The sequence below is a fragment of the Novosphingobium sp. FKTRR1 genome (genome assembly GCF_020404405.1).
GTDB lineage: Bacteria > Pseudomonadota > Alphaproteobacteria > Sphingomonadales > Sphingomonadaceae > Novosphingobium.
Genome location: NZ_JAIZDA010000007.1, coordinates 1 through 25,890, shown reverse-complemented (window position 1 = coordinate 25,890; position 25,890 = coordinate 1). Strand labels below are relative to the sequence as shown.

The following is a 25,890-nucleotide window of genomic DNA, read 5'->3' as shown; positions in this document are numbered from 1 at the left end:
GCCTTGGCGCTCAGAACGATCCCAGACATTCCTCCGCCCATCCGTTCAGAATGCCGGTCAGCTCAAAGCTTGGCTTCGATGGCGTCCCAGATCCTGCCGCCGGTGTCGGTGCCGTCGAACTTCTCGATGGCGACGATGCCGGTGGGGCTGGTTACGTTGATTTCGGTCAGCCACTTGCCGCCGATCACGTCGATGCCCACGAACACCAGACCGCGCGCCTTGAGTTCCGGCCCCATGGCGGCGCAGATTTCTTCCTCTCGCGCGGTCAGCCCGCACTTTTCGGCATAGCCGCCGACGGCGAGGTTGGAGCGGAACTCGCCCTCGCCAGGCTTGCGGTTGATCGCGCCCAGCACTTCGCCATCGACCAGCACGATGCGCTTGTCGCCCTCGGCCACTTCGGGAAGGAAGGGCTGAACCATGAACGGTTCGGGCCAGACGGTGCCGAACAGTTCGGCCAGCGCCGACAGGTTGCCGCCATCGGCCTCGACCTTGAACACCGCCTTGCCGCCATTGCCGTGGAGCGGTTTGACCACCACGGCAGTCTCACCCAGTTCGTGCTGAAAACGGCGCACGTCGGCCGCTGAGCGGGTGATCAGCGTCGGCGGCATGAACCGCGCGTAGTCGAGCACATAGACCTTTTCAGGCGCATTGCGGACCGAACGCGGATCATTGACGACCAGTGTTTCGCCCTCAAGCCGCTCCAAAAGGTGGGTAGCGGTGATGTAGCCGAGGTCGAACGGCGGATCCTGCCGCATCAGCACCACGTCGATGTCGCTGCCAAGGTCGATCTTGCGCGTCTCGCCCAGTGCAAAATGGTCGCCGACCACACGCTGCACGGCCGTGACCGGAGCGCCTTCGGCGGTGACCCGCCCGGCCTGCCAGGCCAGCGACTTCACGTCGTAATAGAACAGTTCGTGCCCGCGCGCTTGTGCCGCCAGCATCAGGTGGAAGGTGGAATCCCCGGCGATGTTGATGCCGGAAAGCGGGTCCATCTGCACAGCAACACGAACGGTCATGGGTAATTCCTGTCTTCGGAGGCGCCCACCGGGCGGCATGGCCTGTGGCCGGTTCCGTCCCTAGCCCGACCGATCATGCCCGCAAAGGGCGAACTGCGATCAGGCGTCGGGTTGCCAGACATTGGTGATCCGGCGCGGCAGCCGCCATGGCGCGATCAGTATGACATCCACCCGCAGATCGTCCTGCGGCCCGGCAAAGCGATGGGCCAGCCCTTGCGCTGCCGCAACCACCCGATGGAGTCGCCGAACGTCGACCGCCTGCCGCAACAAGGCGGGATGGTTGCGCCATTTGACCTCGACGAATGCGACCGTGCGTCCGCGCCGGGCGATGATATCCACCTCGCCCACGCCAAGCCTTTGACGCCGCGCCAGAATGCGCCAACCTTGCAGGCGTAGCCACCACGCAGCAAGCACTTCGGCGCTGCGTCCTTTGCTCTCGGCCTTCCGCCTGCTCATTTCAGCTCCATGGCGCGAGCATACAAAGCCTTGCGATCAAGGCCAAGTGCCCGTGAGACACTGGCAGCCGCTTGTGAAGTGGACATCGTTGCGAGCGCCAGACGTAGCGCGGCGTCCACCACATCCGCTTCCGGTGCCGCAGCCGGCGGGGGCGGCCCGGCGAGCAGGACGATTTCGCCGCGTGGTGGGTGCGCCGTGTAATGCGCCGTCAGCGCCTCTGGCGTGCCGCTACGGCATTCCTCGTGCAGCTTGGTCAATTCGCGCGCTACGGCGATCTCACGCCCCGGCAGCGCCTGGGCGACCGCGTGCAAGGCATCGACCAGTCGCGGCCCGGTTTCATAGAACACCAGCGTGGCCGGAACCGCAGCCAATCCGGCCAGCGTATCGGCGCGCGCCTTTTCCTTTGATGGCAAGAAGCCCGCAAACAGGAAGCGATCGGTCGGCAAACCCGCCAACGTCAGCGCGGTGATCAGCGCGCTGGGTCCGGGGATGCTCACGACGTTCAGGCCCCGCGCCCGCGCATCACGGACCAGCCGGTAGCCGGGATCGGAGATGAGCGGCGTTCCCGCGTCCGAGACCAGCGCCACCGGCAGTTGCGCGATGTCGCCGAGCAGGCGTTCACGCGCATCGTCACCTGCGTGATCGTCATAACGGCGCATCGGCCGCTTGATCCCGAGATGATGCAACAACTTGCCGGTGACGCGCGTGTCTTCGCAGGCTATCAAGGCGCAGGCCGACAGCGTTTCGATGGCGCGGCGCGAGATATCGCCAAGATTGCCAATCGGGGTCGCGACAATATAGAGGCCGGGATCAAGATTCAGGCCGGGTTCAAGTGGAGGCGCATTCATGCAGTTTCCATGGACCGGGACCGGGGGAGCAGCAAGCAGATGATGATGGGCAGCAGGTCTGGGTCGAACGAAAGACTGTCGGACAAGCCACTGTTCGGCCGCATGCGCCGACTGGCAACGCTTGGCCTGCTGGCTTTGGCGGCCGGTTGTACCGTGATCCCCAAGCAGAAGCCGCAAGGCCCGCCGCCCGCTCCGGTTGAAGCCGCTCCGCAAGCCAATGTTCTGCCGACAGACGCCGACCGCCATCGCGTTGCCCTGCTGTTGCCGCTCAGTGGTGCCAATGCAGCAGTCGGAGAGGCGATCGCCAACGCGACGACGATGGCGCTGCTCGACACCAACGCCAAGACGCTGCGCATAACCAGCTATGACACCGCCACCGGTGCCGGGCAGGCCGCGGCCAAGGCGGTTCAGGACGGCAACCAGCTGATCCTCGGCCCGCTGCTGGCCGACGAGGTTCAGGCCGTGGCCGCAGTCGCCCGCCCGGCGCATGTGCCGATGATCACCTATTCCAACGATGTCGGCGTGGCTGACCGAGACGTATTCGTGCTGGGTCAGGTGCCCGGCCAGTCGGTAGCGCGTGTGGTCGGCTATGCCCGCGCCCATGGCGTGACCGCGCTGGGTGCGATCGTGCCCGGCGGCATCTATGGCCAGCGGGTGACCGCCGCGCTTGCGTCAGCCACCCGCAACAGCGGCGTGAAGTTGACCAGCGTCGAGACTTACGACCGGTCCAACACCTCGGTCGGCAGCGCCATGCGGCGCGTGTTGGCCAAGGGCCATGTCGATGCGGTGCTGATCGCCGACGGTGCGCGGATTGCATTGCAGGCCGCCAGTTTCGCCAGCGGTGCGCGGCTGATCGGCACCGAGTTGTGGAACGGCGAGGCTGCCGTTGCACGCAGCCCGGCGATGAAGGGGGCCTGGTTTGCCACCGTTTCGGATCAGCGATTTGGCCAATTCGAAAAATCCTACCGCAACCGCTTTGGCACCGCACCTGCCCGGATCGCCACGATCGGCTATGATTCGGTGCTCCTGACGCTCAACATCGCGCGGACGTGGAAACCGGGGACGCTGTTTCCCACCGCCAAGCTCTATGACCCGCAAGGGTTCATCGGGCTCGACGGGGTGTTCCGCTTCAATGAGTTCGGCGTTGCCGAGCGCGCGATGGAAGTGCGCGAGGTGACCAACGGCACGTTCGTCACGGCCAGCCCGGCCCCGGCCAAGCTGGCACCGTGATCGCGCATTAATAAGGTCGGATAAGCAGGCAATCCGACTTGCGCGCGGATTCCGCAGCGCGGTATAGCGCCGCCCATGGCTTCTGACGACGATCTGTTTGCACGGCCGGACAGCGGCACCTCCGGTGAACCCTATGACGGCTCGGCGATCGAGGTGCTTGAGGGGCTTGAGCCGGTGCGTCGTCGCCCCGGCATGTACATCGGCGGCACCGACGAACGCGCGCTGCATCACCTTGCCGCCGAAGTGCTCGACAACGCGATGGACGAGGCTGTCGCAGGCCACGCCAACCGGATCGAAGTGACGCTTGAGGAGGAGCCGGGCGCTGCCGGCCGGATCACCATTACCGACAACGGTCGCGGCATCCCGGTTGACGAACACCCGAAATATCCGGGCAAATCGGCGCTCGAGGTGATCCTCACCACATTGCATTCGGGCGGCAAGTTCTCGGGCAAGTCCTATGCCACCAGCGGGGGCCTGCACGGTGTGGGGGTCAGCGTGGTCAACGCACTGTCCTCGCTCACCCGTATCGAGGTGGCGCGCAACAAGGAGTTGTACGCGCAGGAGTTTTCGCGCGGTCTGGCGCTTGCCCCGCTCCAGCGGATCGGCAATGCGCCCAACCGGCGCGGCACCGCAGTCACGTTCGTGCCGGACACACAGATTTTCGGCGACGATGCCCGGTTCAAACCGGCGCGGCTGTTCCGCCTCGCCCGATCAAAAGCCTATTTGTATGCCGGGGTCGAGATCCGCTGGAAATGCGCTGCCGCATTGACCAGCGCCGACGTTCCGGCCGAAGCGGTGTTCCAGTTTCCCGGCGGGCTGGCCGATCACCTGAACGAGCAGATCGCCACGCGCGAATGTGTCACCGCCGTGCCCTTCACCGGGCGGCAGGACTTTCCGGCTGGCCCCGCTGGCGAGGAGATGGGCCGCGTCGAATGGGCCATCGCCTGGCCGCTATGGTCCGACGGATCGTATAGCTGGTACTGCAACACCATCCCCACCCCCGATGGCGGCACCCACGAACAGGGCTTGCGCGTCGCTCTGGCCAAGAGCCTGCGGGCATTCGGCGATCTGGTCGGCCAGAAAAAGGCCAAGGATCTAACCGCCGACGACGTGGTGACGGGCAGCGAGATCATGCTGTCGGTGTTCATCCGCGATCCCCAGTTCCAAAGCCAGACCAAGGACCGCCTGACCAGCCCCGACGCTGCAAGGCTGGTCGAAAACGCGGTGCGCGACCACTTCGACCACTTCCTCACCGACAACATCGAGCGCGGCAAGGCGCTGCTGGCCAGCGTGGTCGAGCGCATGGAGGACCGCTTGCGCCGCAAGGCCGAGCGCGAGATCAAGCGCAAGACCGCCACCAGCGCGCGCAAGCTGCGCCTGCCCGGCAAGCTGACCGACTGCACCGGCGAGGGCAGCGGCGAAACCGAGCTGTTCATCGTCGAAGGCGACAGCGCCGGGGGTAGCGCCAAGCAGGCACGCGATCGCAAGACACAGGCGATCCTGCCAATCCGGGGCAAGATCCTCAACGTCGCCAGCGCCACCAACGACAAGATCCGCGCCAATTCGGAAATCGCCGACCTCGGCCTCGCGCTCGGTTGCGGGATGCGCATGGACTGCAACGCCGATGCGCTGCGCTATGACCGCATCATCATCATGACCGATGCCGATGTCGATGGCGCGCACATCGCCACGCTGCTCATGACGTTCTTCTTTCAGGAAATGCCCGATATCGTGCGCAAGGGGCACCTCTATCTGGCGCAACCGCCGCTCTATCGCCTGACCAGCGGTGCGGTCAGCGCTTATGCCCGCGACGACGAACAGCGCGCCGAACTGGAAAAAACCAAGTTCAAGGGCAAGAAGGTCGAAGTCGGCCGGTTCAAGGGCCTTGGCGAGATGAACCCGCAACAGTTGCGCGAAACCACGATGGCGCCTGCCACCCGCTCGCTGCTGCGTATCACCCTGCCCGAACAGAACGAACAGCGTCAATCGATCAAGGAACTGGTCGACCGCCTGATGGGCCGCAACCCCGAACACCGCTTCATGTTCATCCAGAACCGCGCGGGCGAACTCGACCCGGACATGATCGACGCGTGATCGCGCCGGGCGACTGACTACCAATTCTAAGCAATATAAGGACTCTTGCCAAGCGCCACACCACATTGTCTAACGCTGTCATAACGACGGCAGGGGATGATCATGGCGGGCGAGCGAGCGCATTTCGAGGTGTTGGACGGGTTGCGCGGGGTGGCCGCGCTGCTGGTCGTGGTGTTCCACGTCAATGAGATCCTGTCGCTGGGCGATCCGCGCGGCAATGTGTTCCCGCATGGCGCGCTGGCGGTGGACTTCTTTTTCTGCCTGTCGGGCTTTGTCGTATCTTACGCCTATGACGGTCGCTGGGCGCGCGGCATGGGCTTGCGCGAGTTCGCGCTGCGGCGGCTGATCCGGCTGCATCCGCTGGTGCTGCCAGCCACCGTGATCGGCGTACTTGTCTATGCCTTTGCGCCCTTTCGCGGGCCCGACTGGAACATGGACGCGACCCACTGGGCGACGACCATCGCGCTGGCACTGCTGGTGCTGCCCTACCCCACGCTGCCGGGCCGGTTCGATGATACCCATTCACTCGACGGCCCAACCTGGACGCTGTTTCAGGAATACCTCGGCAACATCGCCTATGCGCTGGTGCTGCGCCACCTGAGCCCGCGCGCGCTGCTGGCGCTGGCGCTCCCGGCGGGGATCGGCCTGGCAGCGGGCGCCGCGCATTATGGCACCGTCTCGACCGGTTTTGGCTACAGCAACTGGTGGATGGCCGAAGTGCGGCTGGCATTCCCGTTCATCTTTGGCCTGTGGCTGCACCGGGTGCTGCCCTCGCTGCCCAAGCTGCGGCTGGGCCTGCTGCCGCTGGCGGCGATCATGATCGCGGCGCTGGCGCTGCCAGTAATGGGGCCCGATGCCAAGGCCGCCAGCAACGGCCTGTTCGAAGCGGCGCTGGTCATCGTTCTGTTTCCGGCGATCGTCCTGCTTGGCGCGCATTCGCGGGTCGGTCCGCGCACACTGGCGACATGTTCGCTGCTGGGGCGGCTATCGTACCCGCTCTACATCCTGCACTACCCGTTCATCTACAAGTTCGCCGACTGGGTGATCCTGACCACCCCGTCGCCCGCAAGCGTGATCCCGGTCGCGCTCGCGTTGCCGCCCGCGCTGATCGCGCTTGGCTGGGCCGGGCTGAAACTGTGGGATGAACCGGTCCGCGCGCGGTTGAACGCAGCGCTGCTTGGCAAGCGCTAACCGGAACCGTCGCCCGGACCGGAGTCCTCGCCGCGCTTGGCCTTGGTGAAATCAAAGCGGATGCGCACCCAAGCGCCGATCATCGGCTTGCCATCCATGCGCGGTGGCCGGACGAGGAACTGCCACGCCGCCTGACGCAGCGCGCGCGCCATGCCCGAACCGCGCGGCGATTCGTCGAGTTCCTGGCAATCCTCGACATGGTATTGCGGCAGCGTGCGGCAGGCGATCATCGCCCAGCTACCCGGAGGCGAACCGCCGTGCATATAGCCTGAAAGCTGCGCATCGGTCGGTTCGCGATACCATTCTGCGTTGTACAGGTGCGCCCCGCCCGGACCATCGCCGCCGCCCTTGCCGCCACCGGCATCGGCCGATTGCGCACCGGCACCGGCTGCCGACTTGACCTTGCCGATGTCGGCAGAGGCATAGTCCGCATGGCTCATCGGAATGAAACCTTCGGGCCATTCGACTTTGTTCGGGCTGGGCACGACCACGCGCGGCATGGGCCTTGCTGCGGCCTGCGCGGTCGCGGTCTGACTGGTGGCGTGCGTGGCGGTCTGCTTGTGCTCGGGCGCGGGTTTGTCGGCCTTGTCACCCTTCGGCCCGGCAATCGACACGGCGACAAGCGTCGCCCCGCGTCCGCCTGCAGGTGGCTGGAACGCGCCCATCGAGATGAGCGCCGCCCCCAGCAGCAGGCAGACCGCCAGCGACAGGGCCATGGCCACACCACGCCCACGGCGCGGCGCGGCATAGCGGCTGTCCTGCGGGGTCTGTTCAAGCCGATCCATCAACGCTCCGTATTCCCGGCCCCGGCATCCCCTGCGCGCTCTCCCTGCCAAGCGCGCGCGACAATGGCAACGCTGGCTCAACGCAAAAATGACGCGAATCCCTTTTCTGCCAGCCTTATTTGTCGAGGGAGGCACCTGCCCATCCGGTCACACCGTTTTCGCCCTCTTGCGCAAGGCAAAGGCACCCTCTAGGCTTAATCGCTTGCTTAAAGAGAACGGGGGAGCCCATGCGGTTCGAAGGTACCAGCAATTACGTTGCCACCGATGACCTGAAGGTGGCGGTCAACGCCGCCGTGCTGCTGCGGCGGCCCTTGCTGGTGAAGGGCGAACCCGGCACCGGCAAGACTGTGCTGGCGCATGAAATCGCCAAGGCGGTGGGCGCGCCCTTGATCGAATGGAACATCAAGTCGACCACCAAGGCGCAGCAGGGCCTGTATGAATACGATGCGGTGGCCCGCCTGCGCGATGGCCAACTGGGCGACGAGCGCGTCCATGACATCGCCAACTACATCAAGAAGGGCAAGCTGTGGGAAGCCTTCACCGCGCCCGAACTGCCCGTGCTGCTGATCGACGAAATCGACAAGGCCGACATCGAGTTTCCCAACGACTTGTTGCAGGAACTCGACCGGATGAGCTTCGACGTCTATGAAACGCAGGAGCGGATCACGGCCAAGGAACGGCCGATCGTGGTGATCACGTCCAACAACGAAAAGGAACTGCCCGACGCGTTCCTGCGCCGTTGTTTCTTTCATTACATCAAGTTCCCCGACCGGGCGACAATGCAGGCGATCATCGACGTCCACTTCCCCGGAATTCAGAAGACTTTGATAGCAAAAGCGCTCGAAGTGTTTTATGAAGTGCGCGAGGTTCCGGGCTTGAAGAAGAAGCCCTCTACCAGCGAACTTCTGGACTGGCTCAAGCTGTTGCTGAACGAAGACATGCCTTTGGACGTGCTGCAGAATCGCGACCCTACCAAGGCGATTCCGCCGCTGCATGGTGCTTTGCTCAAGAATGAGCAGGATATCATGCTGTTCGAACGGCTTGCCTTCATGGCTCGCCGCGGGAGTTGACGTTTGGTCGCCACCAGTAGGCCCACTCTTGTCGGTCTGTTGGTGGCGGCGGCGCTGTTCGGCGGCGCGTTCGTGCCTGACTCTGTGTACGCACGTCCCGCCCCCTGCGCCCATTTCGATGGCGCCATGATCATGGTCGACAAGAAGTTTCTCGGCAAATTGGCCGACCGGTACGACAGCCTCAGCATCTTCAACCGCTATGGCAACTTCGGCAGCCGCTATTCCTCGGATTCGATCTGGAATCGGATCGGTGAATATGGCAGCCCGGATGCTCTGTTCTCCCCGTTCAACGAGACGACGGTGGCCCCGCCGGCGATCATGAAGAACAACAAGATCATCGGCTTTCTGACGGTAAACCGCCGCCTGCCCGGGGGCGTGAACCCCTATTCGCTGGGCGCGATGTGCTACGACTTCACCGTCAGTGAGTAGGCGCGGCTCTGTTCGTCCGCCGACCTTATTCGCGCGGGCCCAGCTTTTCGAGTTCGACCGCGCCGAACATGGTCTTTGCCGCCGGGCGCGCGTTGATCTGTTCGATCCAGCGGACAAGACCGGGCGTCGCTTCCTTGCTCACGAATTCGGGAAAGCCGAACTGCATTCCGTTGGCTATGGCGAAGTTGCAGATATCGGCCAGCGTGTACTGCCCGGGAACCAGCCATTCGTTGTCGCGCAAGTGATCGTCGAGACGCTTCACGCTGAAGGCGATCTTGCGCATCTCCTCGTCCAGCATGTCCTGCGGAAAGCCTTCGCGGGCGCGGCGCCACTTGATTTGCTGTTCCACCACCGGGATTGCGGCGACCTTTTCCTCGAATTCGGCGTCAGACAGCGCCTTGACCATGTTGCCGACATAGCGGTGCCAGCCGATCGTCGAGACGCACCAACAGAAGTATTCGTCGACCCACTTGGTCCACACCCGCATCTGCGCACGACCAAAGCTGTCAGCGGGACGCAGTACGACTTCGGTCGGGTGTTCGTCCTCAAGGTATTCGCAGATCACAGTCGATTCGGTGATGACATGCTCGCCATCGACCAGCGCGGGCACCTGACCGCGCGGGTTGATCGCCTTGAACCAGTCGCTGTGGTGCTGAAAGGTAGCAGGATCGAGCCGGTTGGCCTCGAACGGCAGGCCCTTTTCGAACAGGGTCAGCAAGGGCTTCATCGAATTGGCGGCGGGGCCGAAACTGTAGAGCTTGAGCATTTTGATGTTATCCTCTCCGTACGGACACACCATAGCCAATTGTATGCAACACGAACAATACCCTATCGGAGCTGGAGCCATGGGCTACACCGGAAAGTGCGCATGCGGCGCGGTCACCCTCAACATCGGCGCCAAACCCGCCACGACGCGCCAGTGCTGGTGCCGCCAGTGCCAGACCATTGCCGCCGGTGGCCCGACGCACAACGCCATCTTCCCGGCTGAAGCGGTCGCGATCGAGGGCACCCTTGGCGCGGCCACATGGACGGCGGCGAGCGGCAACACGCTGACCTTCCACTTCTGCGCAAGCTGCGGCACGCAAGTCTATGGCCAAAGCTCGGCGCGACCACATCTGAAAACCGTGCGCTTCGGTGTGCTCGACCAGCCGCACGACCTCAAACCCGAAGTCGTCATCTGGACGCAGGATGCTCCCGACTGGGCGCAGATCGACCCCGCGCTCGAGCAGTGGCCTCAGCAACCGCCCGCCCCTGCAACCCCGACCACTTCCGCGCCCGCAACCAAGGATTGAACCGATGTTCTTCAACTTCATCGACGAGTTGCGCGCGGCCGGTATCCAGGCCAGCTTCAAGGAGCATCTCGTCCTGCTCGAAGCGCTGGAAAAGGACGTGATCGAACAGACGCCCGAAGCGTTCTACTACTTGTCGCGTACCACTTTCGTGAAGGACGAAGGCCTGCTCGACCGCTTCGATCAGGTGTTCAACAAAGTGTTCAAGGGCCTGCTCACCGACTACGGTCAACGTCCGGTCGAGATCCCCGAGGACTGGCTGAAGGCCGTGGCCGAGAAGTTCCTGTCCGAAGAGGAGATGGAAAAGATCAAGGCCCTCGGGTCTTGGGACGAACTCATGGACACGCTGAAAAAGCGGCTTGAGGAGCAGGAAAAGCGCCATCAGGGCGGCAACAAGTGGATCGGCACCGGCGGCACCAGCCCGTTCGGCAATTCGGGCTACAACCCTGAAGGCGTGCGCATCGGCGGCGAAGCCAAGCACGGCCGCGCGGTGAAAGTGTGGGAAAAGCGCGAGTTCCAGAACCTCGACAACACCCGCGAATTGGGCACACGCAACATCAAGATCGCGCTGCGCCGCCTCCGCCGCTTCGCCCGTGAGGGTGCGGCGGACGAGCTCGACCTTGACGGGACGATCGAGGGAACCGCGCGGCAGGGTTGGCTCGACATCAAGATGCGCCCGGAAAAGCGCAACGCGGTAAAACTGTTGCTCTTGCTTGATGTGGGCGGATCGATGGACCCGTTCATCAAGCTGGTCGAAGAGCTGTTCAGCGCCGCAACGACCGAATTCAAGAACATGGAGTTCTTCTATTTCCACAACTGCCTGTACGAAGGGGTGTGGAAGGACAACAAGCGCCGCTGGGCAGAGCGGACCAATACCTGGGACATCCTCCACAAATACGGCCACGACTACAAGATCGTGTTCGTCGGCGATGCGGCGATGAGCCCCTACGAGATCAGTCATCCGGGCGGCAGTGTGGAGCACTTCAACGAGGAAGCGGGCGCAGTTTGGCTGCACCGCATGGCGCAGACTTATCCGGCTACGGTATGGCTCAATCCCGTACCCGAAAAGCAGTGGACATATTCGCAGTCGACCAAGATGATCAAGGACTTGGTCGGCGGCAGCATGTTCCCGCTTACACTCGAAGGGCTGGACGGTGCGATGCGCGAGTTGACGCGCAAGAAGCATTGAGGCGCTCCAGCGCCGTTCGCTTCAATACAGCAGAAACGCCGCCCGGTCCGCCGCCCACGCGGCCTCGTCCGCGCCTGCCAGTGCATCCAGATCGCCCGGCAGCGCGCCTGCATCGTCGACCCATTGGCGCAGCACAGGCCCGCCGTTGATCACGTCGATCGCCAGCTTGTCGAACACGTACTCATACGCGAAGTCGCGCCACAGCGGGTAGTCCGGGTAAAGTCTGCGGATTGCCTTGAACGCCAGCGCCTGCAAGCGCCAGGGGCGGAAGGCGTGGTGGTCGTAGAAGCCACCCTCGGCATGGATCATCAGGCCGTTGCACAGCGCACCGGCGTGCTTGTGGAAGGTCGGCTCGAACCAGCATTCGCGGATGGCGCAACCCGCCAGCCACTGTGGCGCAGCCTTGCTCATTTCGGCATGGACCGCGCGCGCATCGACGTCGGGCGCACCGAACAGCACTTCGAGCGGGCGGGTGGTGCCGCGCCCTTCGGACAGGGTCGCCCCCTCGATCATCACCGTACCGGCATAGGCGCGCGCCATGTTGAGGCTGGCGGCATTGGGCGACGGGTTCACCCAGATGCGGCTTTCGGGCCAGCCGAAACCCGGTGCGGTTTCCGGGGTCCAGCCTTCCATGGCAATGACCCGGTAATCGACATCAAGTCCGTAGTGCGCGACGAACCAATGGCCCATCTCGCCCAGCGTCATGCCATGGCGCATCGGCAGGGGCCCTGCACCAACGAAGCTTTCCCAGCCCGGTAACAGCGTAGTGCCCTCGATCGGGCGCCCAGCCGGATTGGGTCGGTCGAGCACCCACACCGCCTTGCCGGTGCCCGCTGCGGCTTCGAGCAGGTAGAGCAACGTCGTGAGGAAGGTGTAGATGCGGCAGCCCAGATCCTGCAGATCGAACAGGAACACGTCGGCGCTGTCCATCATCGCAGGCGTCGGGCGACGCACCTGCCCGTAAAGGCTGAACACCGGGATGCCCAATGCCGGGTCGACGGTGTCGGCGCTTTCCACCATGTTGTCCTGCTTGTCGCCCTTCAGCCCGTGTTGTGGGCCGAAAGCGGCGGTCAGGTTCACGTCATCGAGCGCGGCCAGCGCATCGACGCTATGGACCAGATTGGCTGTCAACGAGGCGGGGTGCGCTACCAGCGCGACGCGGCGACCGGCGAGCGGGCGGCGCAAGGCAGGGTCGGCGAGCAGGCGATCGATACCGAAGTTCATGCGCAATCCGGTGCCGCAAGCGTGGCCGCGAAGCAAGCGGGATGGTGGAAATCGGGTTTGTCGGGCCGGTGCGCGATAGCCCAGTACGAGATCACCCCGCCCGCCTCCTCGATCACCGCGCTCAGGCCATAACGCCAGGGCAACGGCGGCAAGGCGGCGCGCGGAATGGCTACGTCGAAGATCAGCGTGCCGCCTCCGCGCCGTGCGGTGCACACCGGATCGCGCGGCATGGCGCGATCGGCCATCCCTTCGCGATAGCCGGTGAAATCATAGGCAGCCCAGCGTTCGGACGGTGACAGGTTGAATTCTGCATAACCCCCGCCAGGGTCAGCACCGGCGACGAACAGTTCGAAGCAGGTCGTGCGCCACAACCCGTCAGCCCGCCCCTTGCCCGCCAGTGGGGGCAGTACCACGGCACGGGCGCCTGCCAAGCTGAAGCGCAAAGTCAGCCAATATGCATCAAAAGCCAGCAATCTCGCGCTGATGCCTTGCAGGCAGAACGAAGGGTGCGCCGGGTGGGGGACAAGCTCGAACGTTTCCAAGCGCAACTCTCCGTGCTAGGCGCGCGGGCCTAAACACGAAGGCCGGACATGACCGAATATACCTCAACGCTGCTGCGCCTGCTAGACGAGCGGGGCTACATCCACCAGCTGACCGATGGCGCCGGGCTGGACAAGCTCGCGAGCGAAGGCATTGTGCCGGGCTATATCGGCTTCGATGCGACCGCGCCTTCGTTGCACATCGGCAGTCTGGTGCAGATCATGATGCTGCGCCGCCTGCAACAGGCCGGGCACAAGCCGGTCGTCCTGATGGGTGGCGGCACCACCCGCATCGGCGACCCGACCGGGCGCGATGAAAGCCGCAAAATGTTGAGCGATGCCACGATCGAGGCCAATATCGCCTCGATCCGCACGGTGTTTTCGCGATTGCTGACCTTTGGCGACGGTCCGACCGATGCGATCATGGTCAACAACCACGACTGGCTGGGCAAGCTGGGTTACATCGAACTGCTGCAGCAGGTCGGCACGCACTTCACCGTCAACCGCATGCTTTCATTCGATTCGGTCAAGCTGCGGCTTGAGCGCGAACAGCCGATGACCTTCCTCGAATTCAACTACATGATTCTGCAAGGTTATGACTTCCGCCATCTCAGCAAGACCGGCGGCGTGCGGTTGCAGATGGGCGGATCGGACCAGTGGGGCAACATCGTCAACGGTATCGAGCTGTCGCGCCGGATGGACGGCACCGAAGTCTTTGGCCTGACCACTCCGCTGCTGACGACGGCGGACGGGGCCAAGATGGGCAAGACCGCTGCCGGCGCGGTGTGGCTGAACGACGATGCCCTACCGCACTACGATTTCTGGCAGTATTGGCGCAACACCGACGACCGCGATGTCGGGCGGTTCCTGCGCCTGTTCACCGACCTGCCGATCGATGAGATCGTCCGACTCGAAGCGCTCGAAGGGGCCGAGATCAACGCCGCCAAGACAGTTCTGGCCAATGAGGTCACCGGATTGGTGCGCGGGGCCGAGGCGGCACGCGCCGCCGAAGCGACCGCCGCGGCAACATTTGCCGGGGGCGGAGTGGGGCAGGATCTGCCCACGCTGGTGGCCGAAGCCGGCGCTATCGGACTGGTCGATGCGCTGATCGGGCTGGGTTTCGCCGCCAGCCGGGGCGAGGCGAAACGGCTGATTGCGGGTGGTGGCGCCCGCGTTGACGGCGTCGCGGTGAGCGATGACGGTTACCAGATTTCGCTCCATTCTGGTGAGATTCGCGTATCGTCCGGCAAGAAAAAGCACGGAATTATCAAGGTTTCTTGACGATCCCTGCGCTGGCACACCCGGCAACGAGCGGCAAGTTTTTGCCGGGTGCTTTACCAAATGTAAGTCAATCCGGACCAAACTTGCATCAGGCGCCCACGGTGGGTGTCGTTCTGCGGCAAGGAGGTACGATGTCAGGCGGAGCCCAGTTATCTGTCACTGACTTGCGGCGCGCGTCGCGGCATTCGATCAACCTGCCGGTGCTTGCCGAGCATCGCAGGCTGGGCGACATCATGCTGCACATCGTCAACATTTCAGCCAACGGCTTCATGGTTCGCGAAGCGCCTGACCTGAGCAGGGGTGAGCGGCTGACCGTGCGCTTGCAGCACATCGGCCGGATCGAGGCTTTTCTGGTGTGGGCCGATGGCGATCGCGCCGGTTTCCAGTTCGAACGGATCATCCGGCCCGATGATTTCGGCAAGCTCGTGCGCTCGCTCATGCCCGCACGCACACAACGCAACGGCACCCAGTAACCCCGGTTTGTGCGAGGCCTTCCCGGAGCGCTTGCTGGCACTTGAGCATTTCACAACCGTTGTCGCGTAATTATTGACAAGCCCGTCCTGTCAGGACGCTTGGCAAGCGCTGCTGCGGGTGCCAGAGGCTTGGCTGTGAACCGCTCTTCGTCCGAACCGACATCGCCTCTGCAGATCCCCGACTATCGTCGGTTCTGGCTGGCTCGCTTTGCATCTGCGGTGGCGACCACCGGCATGGTCGTGGTGTTGGGCTACCAGCTTTACGACGTGGCGCGCGGTCAATACGGAATGAGCATCGGCTCAGCCGCTTTCGAACTGGGCCTGCTGGGATTGGCGCAGTTTCTGCCACTGTTCCTGTTGACGCCGGTTGCCGGTCTGGTCGCCGACCGGTTTGATCGCCGCGCCGTCACCGGGCTTGCACTCCTGAACGACACGGCTGTCGCCCTGACCCTGGCGATTGCAACTTACCTGCATCTGCTTAGCTTGCCGTTGCTGTTTGCGCTGGGGGCGCTGCACGGGACCAGCCGCGTGTTCATCGGCCCGGCATTGGCGTCGATCGCGCCCAACATCGTTCCGGCAGCCCTGATGCCGCGCGCGGTCGCGATCAATTCGATGGCCTGGCAGATCGGTGGCCTCGGCGGCCCGGCGCTGGCCGGCGTGCTGTTCGCCGTCCGCGCCGACATTCCGTATTGGGTATCGACCGCGCTGCTGCTGATTGCGGCGATATCGGCATTCGGCATCCGCAAGATTCCGCCGCCGCCTGGCAACCGTGATCGCCATCCCTTGCGGCAGATCCTTGAAGGACTGGCTTTCGTGTGGAACGACCGGTTCCTGCTCGGCTGCGTCTCGCTCGATCTGTTCGCTGTACTGCTGGGCGGCGCCACCGCGCTCTTGCCAGTCTATGCGCGCGACATCCTGTTGTGGAACGGCCATCCAGTGGGATCCTATGGACTGGGACTGATGCGGGCGATGCCGGGGCTTGGCGCTGCGATCGTGGCCTATGTCCTGTCGCACCGGCCGATCCAGAACGAAGTTGGCAACAAGATGCTGCTGGCGGTCGCCGGATTCGGCGCAGCGACGATCGGCTTCGGGCTGTCGCGTTCCTTGCTGTTTTCGTTGTTGATGCTGGCCTTGCTGGGCGCTGCGGACATGGTTTCGGTGTTCATCCGCAACACGCTCGTCCAGCTTCACACCCCCGATGCCGTGCGGGGCCGTGTCTCGTCGATCTCGGGACTTGCCATTTCGGCCTCGAACGAGCTGGGCGAAATGCAATCCGGCGTCGCCGCAGCGCTTCTCGGAGCCACTGGCGCGGTTGTGTTCGGCGGGATCGGTGCCATAATCGTGACCGCGCTGTGGGCGGTCGGCTTCCCGGAATTGCGCCGGGTGCGGACTTTCACGACGCAGTACAAGGATTGATTGAAGACCACCTGCCCCAAAACCTTCTGGCCGCGCGATCCCAGCCGATCAGCAAACCCTCCATTCTGACCTGCTCACAACCCAGGAGCCATGCGACATGAAAGCGGATTCCGTCCTCGCCACCATTGGCAACACCCCGCACATTCGCCTGTCCCGCCTGTTTCCCGACCACGAGGTATGGGTGAAGAGCGAACGCGCCAATCCGGGCGGTTCGATCAAGGACAGGATCGCCCTCGCGATGATCGAGGCCGCCGAAGCCGACGGCAGCCTTCAACCGGGCGGCACCATCGTTGAACCCACTTCGGGTAACACCGGCATCGGCCTCGCCATGGTCGCGGCGGTAAAGGGCTACAAGCTCGTGCTCGTGATGCCCGAATCGATGTCGCTGGAACGGCGGCGGCTGATGCTCGCCTATGGCGCGACGTTTGACCTTACCCCACGCGAAAAGGGGATGAAGGGGGCAATCGAGCGCGCCAACCAGATCGTGGCCGAAACGCCGGGCGCGTGGATTCCGCAGCAGTTTGAAAACCCGGCCAACGTCGACATCCATGTGCGGACCACCGCCATCGAGATCCTGAACGACTTTGCCGAAACGCCGTTCGACGTGCTGATCACCGGGGTTGGCACCGGAGGTCACCTGACCGGATGCGCCGAGGAATTGAAGAAGCACTGGCCCGATTTCAAGGCCTATGCGGTAGAGCCGACACTGTCGCCGGTGATCTCGGGCGGATCACCCGCCCCGCACCCGATCCAGGGTATCGGCGCAGGCTTCATCCCCGGCAACCTGCACACCCAGTCCATCGACGGGGTGATTCAGGTCGATCCGGCCGACGCCAAGGAATGGGCGCGCAAGTCGGCGCGGGTCGAAGGCCTGCTGGTGGGCATCAGTTCGGGCGCGACGCTTGCCGCGATTGCGCAAAAGCTGCCCGAGCTTCCCGCAGGCAGCCGCGTGCTGGGCTTCAACTACGACACCGGCGAGCGGTACCTTTCGGTCGCCGACTTCCTGCCGGAGTAAGCCTGTCATGGCGCTTGAACGCATCGACTATGCCGACGGCACGGTTGCGCTCACCGGATGGCTCGCCCGACCGGAGGGGCCACCGCGTGGCGCGGTGCTGGTCCTGCCGACGATCATGAACGCCAATCCGCCGATGGAACGGCGGGCTGCGATGCTGGCCGATGCCGGATTCGTGGCGCTGATCGCCGATTTCTATGGCGAACAGGTGCGCGATTTCGACCATTCGCGCGAACTGGCCACCGCCTTGCGCGCGACCGTCGAAGGCTATCGCGCGCGGTTGCGGGCAGGCCTTGCCGCGCTGACCGGACACCCGGACGCGCAAGGGCTGAAACTGGCGGCTATCGGCTACTGCATGGGCGGACAGGCTGCGCTCGAACTCGCGCGCGACGGGGCCGATCTGGTCCTTGCGGCCAGCTTCCATGGTTTGCTCGACACGGCCAGCCCGGCCCAACCCGGCTCGGTCAAGGCGCGGCTGTTCGTCAGCCATGGCGACGCTGATCCGCTGGTGCCGCGCACGCAAGTGCTCGGCTTTTGGGAGGAAATGGACGCGGCTGGGGCCAACTGGCACTTCCACGCCTATAGCGGGGTGCGCCACGGCTTCACTGATCCCGGCAGCGACGCGCGCGGCATTCCCGCGATCGGTTATGACGCCAGCGCCGACCGGCAAAGCTGGGCTGCACTGACCAGTCTGTTCGACGAATTGTTCTGACCGGTCCGGCCCCGCTTGCAGGCGGGGCCGGCACCTATGGTTCAGGCCGCAAACGCCTCGACTGGCAGCGCCATCACCGTCTCGGCGCCCGCTTCGATCTCATGGCGCAGCGCGCCAGCCTGCGGGGCAAAGCGCAGTGCCCAATGCTTGGCGCACGTCAGCTTGGCTTCGTAGAACAGCTTGTCCTCAGCCCCGGCGGCCAATGCGGCGGCGGCCACTTTGGCAACCTTGAGCCACATCAGGCCAAGCGAGACCACGCCGGTCAACGTCATGTAGGCATAGGCTCCGGCGCCCAGCGCATTGCGATCAGCCATCGCATTCTGCAGGAACCACATGGTTGCAGCCTTCAACTGGCCGGTTGCCTTGGCAAGCTTTTCCGCCACCAGCGCGACGGTAGGATCGCCATCTGCAGCAGAGGCGCACTCCTCGTCGATCACCTTGAACAGCAACTGCACTGCGCGGCCACCGTTGAGCGCCAGTTTGCGTCCGGCCAGATCCATCGCCTGAACGCCATTGGCGCCTTCATAGATCATCGCGATCCGCGCATCGCGCACGAACTGGTCCATGCCATTTTCGCGGATATAGCCGTGGCCGCCCCAAATCTGCTGCATGTCGGTGGCGGTCTTGTAGCCCATGTCGGTACCAAAGCCCTTGATCACCGGCGTCAGTAGGCTGATCAGGTCGTCGGCGGCCTGCCGCTCGTCTTCGGTTTCGGCGGAATGCGTCAGGTCAACCTGCAGGCCACCCCACATGCACAGCGCCCGCATCCCTTCGATGAAAGTCTTGGCGTCCATAAGCATGCGGCGCACGTCAGGGTGCACGAACAGCGTATCGGCCTTCTGCTCCGGCTCTGCAGGACCGGTCAGCGCGCGGCCCTGGCGCCGTTCCTGCGCATAGAGCACCGCATTCTGGAACGAAGCCTCGGCCTGCGCCAGCCCTTGCAGGCCCACGCCAAGCCGCGCGGCATTCATCATGATGAACATCGCGGCCAGCCCCTTGTTCTCCTCGCCAACGATCCAGCCCTTCGCCCCATCGTAGTTCATCACGCACGTGGCGTTGCCGTTGATGCCCATCTTGTGCTCGATCGAACCGACCGTCACGGCGTTCCGTGCACCCAGCGAGCCATCGGCTTCGACCAGGAACTTCGGCACGATGAACAACGAGATGCCTTTGCTCGATTCGGGTGCGCCCGGAGTCTTGGCAAGCACCAGATGGATGATGTTCTCGGTCAGGTCATGGTCGCCTGCCGAAATGAAGATTTTGGTGCCGGTGATGGCATAGGAGCCATCGGCCTGTGGTTCGGCGCGCGTGCGCAGCAGCCCGAGGTCGGTGCCGCAATGCGGTTCGGTCAGGTTCATCGTGCCCAGCCATTCGCCGCTGACCATCTTGGGCAGATAAGTCTGCTGCTGCTCGGGCGAACCTTTGGACAAGATCGCCGAAATCGCACCATTGGCAAGGCCGGGGTACATCGCGAAAGCTTGGTTCGCCCCCGCCATGTACTCCTCCAGAACGAAGCCCAGCACGTGCGGCAAGCCCTGCCCGCCGAAAGCTTCGGGCGCAGACAACGTGCCCCAACCCGACTCCACATACTGTTGATACGCCTGACGAAAGCCGGTGGGTGTGGTGACCGAGCCATCGGGATGGCGGATGCAGCCTTCCTTGTCGCCGATCTGGTTTAGCGGCGCGATCACGTCGCTGACGAAGCGCCCGGCCTCATCGATCACGGCATCGGTGATGTCGCGGCTGGCCCCAGCGAAGCCGGGCAGTGCGGTGAGTCCATCGAGACCCAGCACTTCGTTGATCACAAAACGCGTATCGCGCGTGGGCGCCTTGTAAACGGGCATATCCTGACTCCTTGGTGGCGCCGATGTCCCAGCGCTCTGGTATGGCTTGTGATTGTTCGGCAAGAGCCGTTGATCAGTCCGGGTTGCGGCCCTCGGCCCGTTCCCGGTCAACCAGCAACTGCACGAAACTCGACAATTCGGCGACCGTCGCCGCGATATCGGCCTGCTGACGTTTGAGGTTCTCGACACGCTCGCGACACTTGGCGATCGTCACCCGGCGCTGTTCCACACGTCCATCGCCAAGATCGTAAAGGTCGATCATGTCGCGGATTTCGGACAAGCTGAAGCCGACGTTCTTGGCCCGCATGATCCAAGCCAGCCGGGCACGATCGCGCTTGCTGTAGATCCGCGCCAACCCGGTGCGAGTCGGCGCGATCAGGCCCTCGTCCTCATAGAAACGAAGCGCACGTGCGGTCACCCCGAATTCGATCGAGAGGTCCGAAATCGTGAACTGTTCGCGCGACAGCGCATCGGGCTGATGCAGATGCCCGGTATGGTCGTCGGGCCTGCGGTCGGCAGGCACGCTGCTGGAAGACAAAGGCGCGTCAGGCGCGGTGACGATAGTGGCGGCAGCCGGGTTCGACATACCCGGTTTTTAGCTGCCCTTTACGTAAGCGTCAATCATCAATGCGTACAAGGGCCCCAAGGTCATCCAGACGGCGGTAGAAGCAACTGGGGGCAAGCGTGTGACAGGCGGGGCCAGCCGCCTCTACCCGCAATTCAAGCGCATCCTGATCGCAATCCACGCGGATTTCGACAACGCGCAGCACGTGCCCCGAACTCTCGCCCTTCATCCACAGTCGCCCGCGCGAACGGGAGTGAAAATGCGCAAAGCCGGTTTCGCGTGTCTTGGCGATAGCCTCGGCGTCCATGTGCGCCAGCATCAGCAAGCGACCACTGGCGTGATCGACCGCAACGGCAGTGACCAGTCCCGCAGAATCGAACCGCGGCATGAACAAGCTGCCCTGCTCGCGCTCGGTCACATCGGACGGGGATTCGCTGGCAATGGTTACCGCTATGGGCATGATTGGAGCGGAAATTGTGAGAATCCTTCGCAAAACATCGTTCAAGCCATGCATTTGTTGCACTATAACCACAGAACCATGGCAAAATCGGCTCCCCCTTCATAATGCCCTTCCGTATAGCTGCGCAATCGCCGAAGAAAGCTTTGCGGCTTGAGGGAGCCGCGATCTGGACCCGCCTTCGGGCGGCGCAAAAGCGCCAAAGTTCAGGGAAAAAAGGGTTGTTGCATGTTCCTCTTCGTGAGGGTCGGCCGCAATTGAAACGATGAGGGTCAAGGTGGTGACAGTCGGGGGGCTGTCTTTGTGCTTAACGAGCGCAACCACCAACGATATCGTCACGCGAGCGCCCGGGACTTCGGTTCCGGGCGTCTTTTCGTGGCGGGCCCGCCCCCGCGAAACCGATACTGTTCACTCGTGCCAGACGGCCGTATCCACGCTCTTGGCATCATCAAGCGCCTCGTCCAGCACGCGCGCAAAGCAGACGATGCGGACGCGGGCGACACGTGCCCGGCGCAGCGCGCGCAGGCAGGCATCCGTCGTCGCCCCGCTGGTCAACACATCGTCGACCAGCAGAACATTGGCCCCGGCCAGCATTTCCTGCCTTTGTGGGTTGGGCGCGATCGCCCCCTGCAATGCCGTGGCTCTGGCCCGCCGGTTCAGTCCGCCGAGCGAAGGCGTGCGCCGCTTGCGCACCAGACCATCCACCACCAACCGCTGGCCGGTCGCCCTGGCCAGCCGCGCCGCAAGCAGCGCTGACTGGTTGTAACCGCGCTGCCACAGGCGCCAGCGGTGCAACGGCACCGGCACCAGCAGCCATTCCCCTTCAAGCCGGGGCAGTCTCGCCGCCATCATCTGCCCAAGCAGGCCTGCCAGCGCGATTCGCCGCCCGTGCTTGAACTGCAGCACCAGCTTTCGTGACACAGGGTTGTAGAGCGTGGCTGCAGCAATCCCTTCGTGGCGCGGCGGATCTGCCATGCAAGGCGCACACACCGGCTTCCCATCGGGCGCAGCCTGCGCCACGCGATCGGGCAAGGGCCGCTGGCACAATGTGCAGGCCGGCTCGCCCGGAATCGCCAGCTGGGTCCAGCAATCAAGGCACAGCCCGCCCTGCTCGGCCAGAGGTTCGCCGCATAACGGGCAACGCGGCGGGAACATCATGTCGATCAACGGGGTCAGGAACGAAGGCGCGGCCATGCGCGCAGGGTGTCCGGCAGACACGCGCAATTGGCAAGCACTCTTGGGGCGACCTTGAACAACCGCGACGCCTTGGCAAGCGCGAAGCTGTGCGGCAAGGCAGCGCCATGGCAAGCGCTTCACCGTCCCCCCCGGCCCCTCCGGTCATCTTCGCATCCGCACGCCGTCGGGCGATCCGCGCCCGCCAGCTGGTCCGCGCCCACAACGGCGATGCCGCCCGCTATCTGGCGCAGGACATGGCCGAAGACGTGCTCGAACGGCTGGCCTTCCTGCGCCACGACCCGGCGCGCGCGCTCGTGATCGGCGATCGCAGCGGGATCATCGCGACGGCGCTTGGCGGTCAGGGAACAGAAGTGCTGCGCGCCGATCCGGTGCCCGGCCCCGGCGAGCTGGCTTTCGACGACGAACAGCCGCTTCCCTTCACCGGCTTCGACCTGATCGTCAGTCTGGGCCTCCTCGATACGATCAATGACCTGCCGGGAGCACTGCTCCATATCCGCCGCGCGCTGGCGCCCGACGGTTTGGCTCTCGTCAGCTTTCCGGGTGCGGGCAGCCTCGCCACTTTGCGCGACATCATGCTGAGCGCGGATGGCGACCGCCCCGCTGCCCGCACCCACCCGCAGATCGATGCCCGCGCCGGAGCCCAACTCCTGCAACGCTGCGGATTTGCCGATCCGGTAGCCGATTCGCGCGAATTGAAAGTGCGGTTCGGCAGCCTGCAAAGATTGGTCGGCGACTTGCGCGATCAGGGCCTGACAAGCGCGCTGGACCGTCCGGGGCCGCCGCTGGGCAAAGCTGGCCTTGCGCGGGCGCAGGTTGCGTTTGGCGAGCGTGCCGATGGCGAAGGTCGGGTTACCGAAACCTTCGCCATCCTGACGCTGAGTGGGTGGGCGAAAGTGCTGCGCCCACCCAAGTTCTAGCGCGCTTTGCTTACCCCAGCGCGGCTTGTGCTGCCGCCAGCCGCGCGATGGGGACGCGGTAGGGGCTGGCGGAGACGTAGTCGAGGCCGGTCTTTTCGCAGAACGCGATGCTGGCCGGATCGCCGCCGTGTTCGCCGCAGATGCCAAGCTTGAGGCCGGGGCGCGTCTTGCGGCCACGCTCGGCCGCCAGTTCGACCAGTTGTCCCACGCCCTCGATGTCGAGGCTGACGAACGGGTCGCGCGGGTAGATGCCCTGTTCGACATAGGGGTTGAGGAAGCGCGCCGCATCGTCGCGGCTGACGCCCAGCGTGGTCTGCGTCAGGTCGTTGGTGCCGAACGAGAAGAACGTCGCTTCCTCGGCGATCTCGCCCGCCATCAGGGCCGCGCGCGGCAGTTCGATCATCGTGCCCACCAGATAGTCGAGCACTTTGCCCTTTTCGGCAAAGACTTCGGCCGCCACCCGGTCGACCAGCGCGCGCAGGATCGTCAGTTCCTTCTTCGTCGCCACCAGCGGGATCATCACTTCGGGCACCACCGCCTCGCCGCTCTTGAGCGCGACGTCGACCGCCGCCTCGAAGATCGCGCGCGCCTGCATCTCGTAGATCTCGGGGAAGGTGATCCCCAGACGACAGCCACGGTGCCCCAGCATCGGGTTGAACTCGTGCAACTCGCCCGCCCGCCGCTTGAGGTGGTCGACCCCCAGCCCGGTCACTTCGGCCAGTTCGGCGAACTCGGCGTCGGCATGCGGCAGGAACTCGTGCAGCGGCGGATCGAGCAGCCGGATCGTCACCGGCAGACCCGCCATCACCTCGAAGATCGCGGTGAAGTCGGCGCGCTGTTCGGGCAGCAGCTTGGCCAGCGCCGTGCGCCGTCCCGCCTCGTCCTCGGCCAGGATCATCTGGCGCACCGCGCTGATCCGCCCCGCTTCAAAGAACATGTGCTCGGTCCGGCACAGCCCGATGCCTTCGGCGCCGAACTGGCGCGCCACCACGCAATCGTGCGGGGTTTCGGCATTGGTGCGCACTTTCATGCGGCGGTGCTTGTCCGCCCACACCATCAGCGTGCCGAAGTCGCCGACCAGTTCGGGCTCGACCGTCGCCACTTGCCCCGCCATCACTTCGCCGTTCGAACCGTCGAGCGTGATCACGTCGCCTTCGGCAATGTCGCGATGGCCGATCCTGGCCGTGCGCGTCTTCATGTCGATCGACAGCGCCGAAGCGCCCGACACGCACGGACGGCCCATGCCGCGCGCCACTACCGCCGCGTGGCTGGTCATGCCCCCGCGCGCGGTCAGGATGCCCTTGGCCGCGTGCATGCCGTGGATGTCCTCGGGGCTGGTCTCCACCCGCACCAGGATCACCGCCTCGCCGCGTTCGGCCAGCGTCTGCGCGGTATCGGCGTCGAACACCACCGTCCCGCTGGCCGCACCCGGGCTCGCCGGAAGGCCCCGCGTCAGCACATCGCGCGCCGCCTTGGGATCGAGCGTGGGGTGCAGCAACTGGTCGAGCGCCATCGGGTCGATCCGGCGGATCGCGGTCGCCTCATCGATCAGCCCTTCGCCGACCATGTCCACCGCCATCTTCAGCGCCGCCTTGGCGGTGCGCTTGCCCGAACGGGTCTGCAGCATCCACAGCTTGCCCTGTTCGACGGTGAACTCGATGTCCTGCATGTCCTTGTAATGCTTTTCGAGCAGATCGAAGACCGCGGCCAGTTCGCCATAGGCGCCGGGCATCGCCTCTTCCATCGACAGCGGCTTGGCCCCGGCCCGCTCGCGCGCGGCGCGGGTCAGGTACTGCGGCGTGCGGATGCCCGCGACCACGTCCTCGCCCTGCGCGTTGACCAGCCATTCGCCGTAATAGGCGCGCTCGCCGGTGGCCGGGTCACGGGTAAAGGCAACGCCCGTGGCCGACGTGTCGCCCATGTTGCCGAACACCATCGCCTGCACGTTCACCGCCGTGCCCCAGGTCGCCGGAATGTCGTTCAGGCGGCGATAGACCTTGGCCCGGTCGCTCTCCCACGAATCGAACACCGCCGCGATCGCGCCCCACAACTGCTCGTGCACGTCCTGCGGGAACGGGCGGCCCAGTTCCTCGGCCACGATCGCCTTGTACTGGCCGACCAGATCCTGCCAGTGTTCGGCACCCAGTTCGACATCGGCGTAAAAGCCGTTGTCCTCCTTGATGATTTCCAGCGCATCTTCAAAGCGGTGGTGTTCCAGACCCAGCACCACGTCCGAATACATCTGGATGAACCGGCGATAGCTGTCCCACGCAAAGCGCGCATCGCCCGAGCCTGCGACAAGGCCCTGCACCGTCGCATCGTTCAGCCCCAGGTTGAGCACGGTGTCCATCATCCCCGGCATCGACACCCGCGCGCCCGAGCGGACCGAAACCAGCAGCGGATTGGCCGCATCGCCGAACACCCGGCCCGTCGCCGCCTCGACATGTGCCACACCCGCCGCCACCGCCGCGCGCAAGTCGGCATCGAACGTCTTGCCACTGGCGTTGTAGGCCGTGCACACCTCGGTGCTGATCGTGAACCCCGGCGGAACCGGCAGACCAATCCCCGCCATCTCGGCCAGATTGGCCCCCTTGCCACCCGTAATCGTCTTGTCCCGCGAACGAGGATCACTCGAAACGGCGCCGCCGCCAAAATG

At 64.5% G+C, this 25,890-nt stretch carries 25 protein-coding genes; 13 read left to right on the top strand and 12 right to left on the bottom strand.

The genetic code is table 11. From position 1 onward, the window contains the following. Window positions 1-62: 62 nt before the first annotated feature. From gshB to rsmI, 3 genes are all read right to left on the bottom strand, one after another. On the bottom strand, window positions 63-1,016 hold the full coding sequence (gshB, locus tag LDN95_RS08890; protein WP_226017311.1) for a glutathione synthase: 954 nt from the start codon (window positions 1,014-1,016) through the stop codon (window positions 63-65). A 99-nt stretch (window positions 1,017-1,115) separates the two neighbouring features. Continuing rightward, on the bottom strand, window positions 1,116-1,472 hold the full coding sequence (locus tag LDN95_RS08885; RefSeq protein WP_226017310.1) for a YraN family protein: 357 nt from the start codon (window positions 1,470-1,472) through the stop codon (window positions 1,116-1,118). Next, window positions 1,469-2,320: a 16S rRNA (cytidine(1402)-2'-O)-methyltransferase gene (gene rsmI, locus LDN95_RS08880; protein WP_226017309.1), complete on the bottom strand. Its 852-nt coding sequence runs from the start codon at window positions 2,318-2,320 to the stop codon at window positions 1,469-1,471. Before rsmI ends, LDN95_RS08885 begins: the two co-directional genes overlap by 4 nt. 45 nt (window positions 2,321-2,365) lie before the next feature. On the opposite strand from rsmI, the gene LDN95_RS08875 reads away from it, so the two are divergent. The 3 genes from LDN95_RS08875 to LDN95_RS08865 all read left to right on the top strand — a co-directional run bounded on the left by LDN95_RS08875 (window position 2,366) and on the right by LDN95_RS08865 (window position 6,835). Beyond that, window positions 2,366-3,550, top strand: a complete 1,185-nt coding sequence (locus LDN95_RS08875; protein WP_370631672.1) for a penicillin-binding protein activator — start codon at window positions 2,366-2,368, stop codon at window positions 3,548-3,550. A gap of 75 nt (window positions 3,551-3,625) precedes the next feature. Then, entirely contained in the window at window positions 3,626-5,644 is a 2,019-nt protein-coding gene (gene parE / locus LDN95_RS08870; RefSeq protein ID WP_226017308.1) for a DNA topoisomerase IV subunit B, read from the top strand. A gap of 102 nt (window positions 5,645-5,746) precedes the next feature. Then, on the top strand, window positions 5,747-6,835 hold the full coding sequence (locus LDN95_RS08865) for an acyltransferase (RefSeq protein ID WP_226017307.1): 1,089 nt from the start codon (window positions 5,747-5,749) through the stop codon (window positions 6,833-6,835). On the opposite strand, the gene LDN95_RS08860 is transcribed toward LDN95_RS08865, so the two are convergent. Next, window positions 6,832-7,620, bottom strand: a complete 789-nt coding sequence (locus LDN95_RS08860; protein ID WP_226017306.1) for a hypothetical protein — start codon at window positions 7,618-7,620, stop codon at window positions 6,832-6,834. The genes LDN95_RS08865 and LDN95_RS08860 overlap by 4 nt on opposite strands. Window positions 7,621-7,847: 227 nt before the next feature. On the opposite strand from LDN95_RS08860, the gene LDN95_RS08855 reads away from it, so the two are divergent. Both LDN95_RS08855 and LDN95_RS08850 read left to right on the top strand, forming a co-directional pair. Beyond that, entirely contained in the window at window positions 7,848-8,690 is an 843-nt protein-coding gene (locus tag LDN95_RS08855) for a MoxR family ATPase (protein WP_226017305.1), read from the top strand. Window positions 8,691-8,693: 3 nt separating this feature from the next. Further along, window positions 8,694-9,119: a hypothetical protein gene (locus LDN95_RS08850; RefSeq protein ID WP_226017304.1), complete on the top strand. Its 426-nt coding sequence runs from the start codon at window positions 8,694-8,696 to the stop codon at window positions 9,117-9,119. Between the two features lie 25 nt (window positions 9,120-9,144). Here the strand turns inward: LDN95_RS08850 and LDN95_RS08845 are convergent, their stop codons facing one another. Beyond that, entirely contained in the window at window positions 9,145-9,885 is a 741-nt protein-coding gene (locus LDN95_RS08845) for a glutathione S-transferase family protein (RefSeq protein WP_226017303.1), read from the bottom strand. Between the two features lie 79 nt (window positions 9,886-9,964). Here LDN95_RS08845 and LDN95_RS08840 point away from each other — a divergent pair, with 79 nt between their 5' ends. Continuing rightward, window positions 9,965-10,411 (top strand): GFA family protein, encoded by a 447-nt coding sequence (locus LDN95_RS08840; protein ID WP_226017302.1) that lies wholly within the window; start codon window positions 9,965-9,967, stop codon window positions 10,409-10,411. A 4-nt stretch (window positions 10,412-10,415) separates the two neighbouring features. Continuing rightward, window positions 10,416-11,597, top strand: a complete 1,182-nt coding sequence (locus tag LDN95_RS08835) for a VWA domain-containing protein (protein ID WP_226017301.1) — start codon at window positions 10,416-10,418, stop codon at window positions 11,595-11,597. Between the two features lie 21 nt (window positions 11,598-11,618). Here LDN95_RS08835 and LDN95_RS08830 read toward each other — a convergent pair whose 3' ends face one another. After that, on the bottom strand, window positions 11,619-12,821 hold the full coding sequence (locus LDN95_RS08830; RefSeq protein ID WP_226017300.1) for an exo-beta-N-acetylmuramidase NamZ domain-containing protein: 1,203 nt from the start codon (window positions 12,819-12,821) through the stop codon (window positions 11,619-11,621). Further along, window positions 12,818-13,363 (bottom strand): DOMON-like domain-containing protein, encoded by a 546-nt coding sequence (locus LDN95_RS08825; RefSeq protein ID WP_226017299.1) that lies wholly within the window; start codon window positions 13,361-13,363, stop codon window positions 12,818-12,820. The genes LDN95_RS08830 and LDN95_RS08825 overlap by 4 nt, the downstream gene beginning before the upstream one ends. A gap of 48 nt (window positions 13,364-13,411) precedes the next feature. Between LDN95_RS08825 and tyrS the strand changes: the two genes are divergently transcribed. The 5 genes from tyrS (at window position 13,412) to LDN95_RS08800 (ending at window position 18,254) form a co-directional block, all read left to right on the top strand. Beyond that, window positions 13,412-14,641: a tyrosine--tRNA ligase gene (gene tyrS / locus LDN95_RS08820; RefSeq protein WP_226017298.1), complete on the top strand. Its 1,230-nt coding sequence runs from the start codon at window positions 13,412-13,414 to the stop codon at window positions 14,639-14,641. Window positions 14,642-14,772: 131 nt separating this feature from the next. Next, a complete protein-coding gene (locus LDN95_RS08815; RefSeq protein ID WP_226017297.1) occupies window positions 14,773-15,114 on the top strand; it encodes a PilZ domain-containing protein in 342 nt (113 codons plus the stop codon). 135 nt (window positions 15,115-15,249) lie between these two features. After that, window positions 15,250-16,530, top strand: coding sequence for an MFS transporter (locus LDN95_RS08810; RefSeq protein ID WP_226017296.1), 1,281 nt, complete (start codon window positions 15,250-15,252; stop codon window positions 16,528-16,530). A gap of 97 nt (window positions 16,531-16,627) precedes the next feature. Continuing rightward, on the top strand, window positions 16,628-17,545 hold the full coding sequence (gene cysK / locus LDN95_RS08805; protein WP_226017295.1) for a cysteine synthase A: 918 nt from the start codon (window positions 16,628-16,630) through the stop codon (window positions 17,543-17,545). Between the two features lie 7 nt (window positions 17,546-17,552). Next, window positions 17,553-18,254 (top strand): dienelactone hydrolase family protein, encoded by a 702-nt coding sequence (locus LDN95_RS08800; RefSeq protein WP_226017294.1) that lies wholly within the window; start codon window positions 17,553-17,555, stop codon window positions 18,252-18,254. Window positions 18,255-18,295: 41 nt separating this feature from the next. Here LDN95_RS08800 and LDN95_RS08795 read toward each other — a convergent pair whose 3' ends face one another. From LDN95_RS08795 to LDN95_RS08780, 4 genes are all read right to left on the bottom strand, one after another. Beyond that, complete coding sequence (locus tag LDN95_RS08795) at window positions 18,296-20,098, bottom strand: acyl-CoA dehydrogenase C-terminal domain-containing protein (RefSeq protein WP_226017293.1); 1,803 nt, start codon at window positions 20,096-20,098, stop codon at window positions 18,296-18,298. 73 nt (window positions 20,099-20,171) lie between these two features. Continuing rightward, the gene (locus LDN95_RS08790; protein ID WP_226017439.1) at window positions 20,172-20,582 is read right to left on the bottom strand and encodes a MerR family DNA-binding transcriptional regulator; all 411 of its coding nucleotides are present in this window, start codon (window positions 20,580-20,582) and stop codon (window positions 20,172-20,174) included. Between the two features lie 133 nt (window positions 20,583-20,715). Next, window positions 20,716-21,123 carry a phosphoribosyl-AMP cyclohydrolase gene (gene hisI, locus LDN95_RS08785; RefSeq protein ID WP_226017292.1) on the bottom strand — a complete coding sequence of 136 codons (408 nt, stop codon included), beginning with the start codon at window positions 21,121-21,123 and terminating at the stop codon, window positions 20,716-20,718. 405 nt (window positions 21,124-21,528) lie between these two features. Further along, a complete protein-coding gene (locus LDN95_RS08780; RefSeq protein ID WP_226017291.1) occupies window positions 21,529-22,314 on the bottom strand; it encodes a double zinc ribbon domain-containing protein in 786 nt (261 codons plus the stop codon). A gap of 107 nt (window positions 22,315-22,421) precedes the next feature. Between LDN95_RS08780 and LDN95_RS08775 the strand changes: the two genes are divergently transcribed. After that, window positions 22,422-23,234: a class I SAM-dependent methyltransferase gene (locus LDN95_RS08775; protein WP_226017290.1), complete on the top strand. Its 813-nt coding sequence runs from the start codon at window positions 22,422-22,424 to the stop codon at window positions 23,232-23,234. A 10-nt stretch (window positions 23,235-23,244) separates the two neighbouring features. On the opposite strand, the gene ppdK is transcribed toward LDN95_RS08775, so the two are convergent. Beyond that, the coding region (gene ppdK / locus LDN95_RS08770) for a pyruvate, phosphate dikinase (protein ID WP_226017289.1) at window positions 23,245-25,890 on the bottom strand (2,646 nt) is incomplete at its 5' end.

Excerpts from the sequence above, each read along its gene's own strand:
- gshB (WP_226017311.1), bottom strand. The coding sequence starts at position 1,016 with ATGACCGTTCGTGTTGCTGTGCAGATGGACCCGCTTTCCGGCATCAAC.
- LDN95_RS08885 (WP_226017310.1), bottom strand. The coding sequence starts at position 1,472 with ATGAGCAGGCGGAAGGCCGAGAGCAAAGGACGCAGCGCCGAAGTGCTT.
- rsmI (WP_226017309.1), bottom strand. The coding sequence starts at position 2,320 with ATGAATGCGCCTCCACTTGAACCCGGCCTGAATCTTGATCCCGGCCTC.
- LDN95_RS08875 (WP_370631672.1), top strand. The coding sequence starts at position 2,366 with ATGGGCAGCAGGTCTGGGTCGAACGAAAGACTGTCGGACAAGCCACTG.
- parE (WP_226017308.1), top strand. The coding sequence starts at position 3,626 with ATGGCTTCTGACGACGATCTGTTTGCACGGCCGGACAGCGGCACCTCC.
- LDN95_RS08865 (WP_226017307.1), top strand. The coding sequence starts at position 5,747 with ATGGCGGGCGAGCGAGCGCATTTCGAGGTGTTGGACGGGTTGCGCGGG.
- LDN95_RS08860 (WP_226017306.1), bottom strand. The coding sequence starts at position 7,620 with ATGGATCGGCTTGAACAGACCCCGCAGGACAGCCGCTATGCCGCGCCG.
- LDN95_RS08855 (WP_226017305.1), top strand. The coding sequence starts at position 7,848 with ATGCGGTTCGAAGGTACCAGCAATTACGTTGCCACCGATGACCTGAAG.
- LDN95_RS08845 (WP_226017303.1), bottom strand. The coding sequence starts at position 9,885 with ATGCTCAAGCTCTACAGTTTCGGCCCCGCCGCCAATTCGATGAAGCCC.
- LDN95_RS08840 (WP_226017302.1), top strand. The coding sequence starts at position 9,965 with ATGGGCTACACCGGAAAGTGCGCATGCGGCGCGGTCACCCTCAACATC.
- LDN95_RS08835 (WP_226017301.1), top strand. The coding sequence starts at position 10,416 with ATGTTCTTCAACTTCATCGACGAGTTGCGCGCGGCCGGTATCCAGGCC.
- LDN95_RS08830 (WP_226017300.1), bottom strand. The coding sequence starts at position 12,821 with ATGAACTTCGGTATCGATCGCCTGCTCGCCGACCCTGCCTTGCGCCGC.
- tyrS (WP_226017298.1), top strand. The coding sequence starts at position 13,412 with ATGACCGAATATACCTCAACGCTGCTGCGCCTGCTAGACGAGCGGGGC.
- LDN95_RS08815 (WP_226017297.1), top strand. The coding sequence starts at position 14,773 with ATGTCAGGCGGAGCCCAGTTATCTGTCACTGACTTGCGGCGCGCGTCG.
- cysK (WP_226017295.1), top strand. The coding sequence starts at position 16,628 with ATGAAAGCGGATTCCGTCCTCGCCACCATTGGCAACACCCCGCACATT.
- LDN95_RS08800 (WP_226017294.1), top strand. The coding sequence starts at position 17,553 with ATGGCGCTTGAACGCATCGACTATGCCGACGGCACGGTTGCGCTCACC.
- LDN95_RS08795 (WP_226017293.1), bottom strand. The coding sequence starts at position 20,098 with ATGCCCGTTTACAAGGCGCCCACGCGCGATACGCGTTTTGTGATCAAC.
- hisI (WP_226017292.1), bottom strand. The coding sequence starts at position 21,123 with ATGCCCATAGCGGTAACCATTGCCAGCGAATCCCCGTCCGATGTGACC.
- LDN95_RS08780 (WP_226017291.1), bottom strand. The coding sequence starts at position 22,314 with ATGGCCGCGCCTTCGTTCCTGACCCCGTTGATCGACATGATGTTCCCG.
- LDN95_RS08775 (WP_226017290.1), top strand. The coding sequence starts at position 22,422 with ATGGCAAGCGCTTCACCGTCCCCCCCGGCCCCTCCGGTCATCTTCGCA.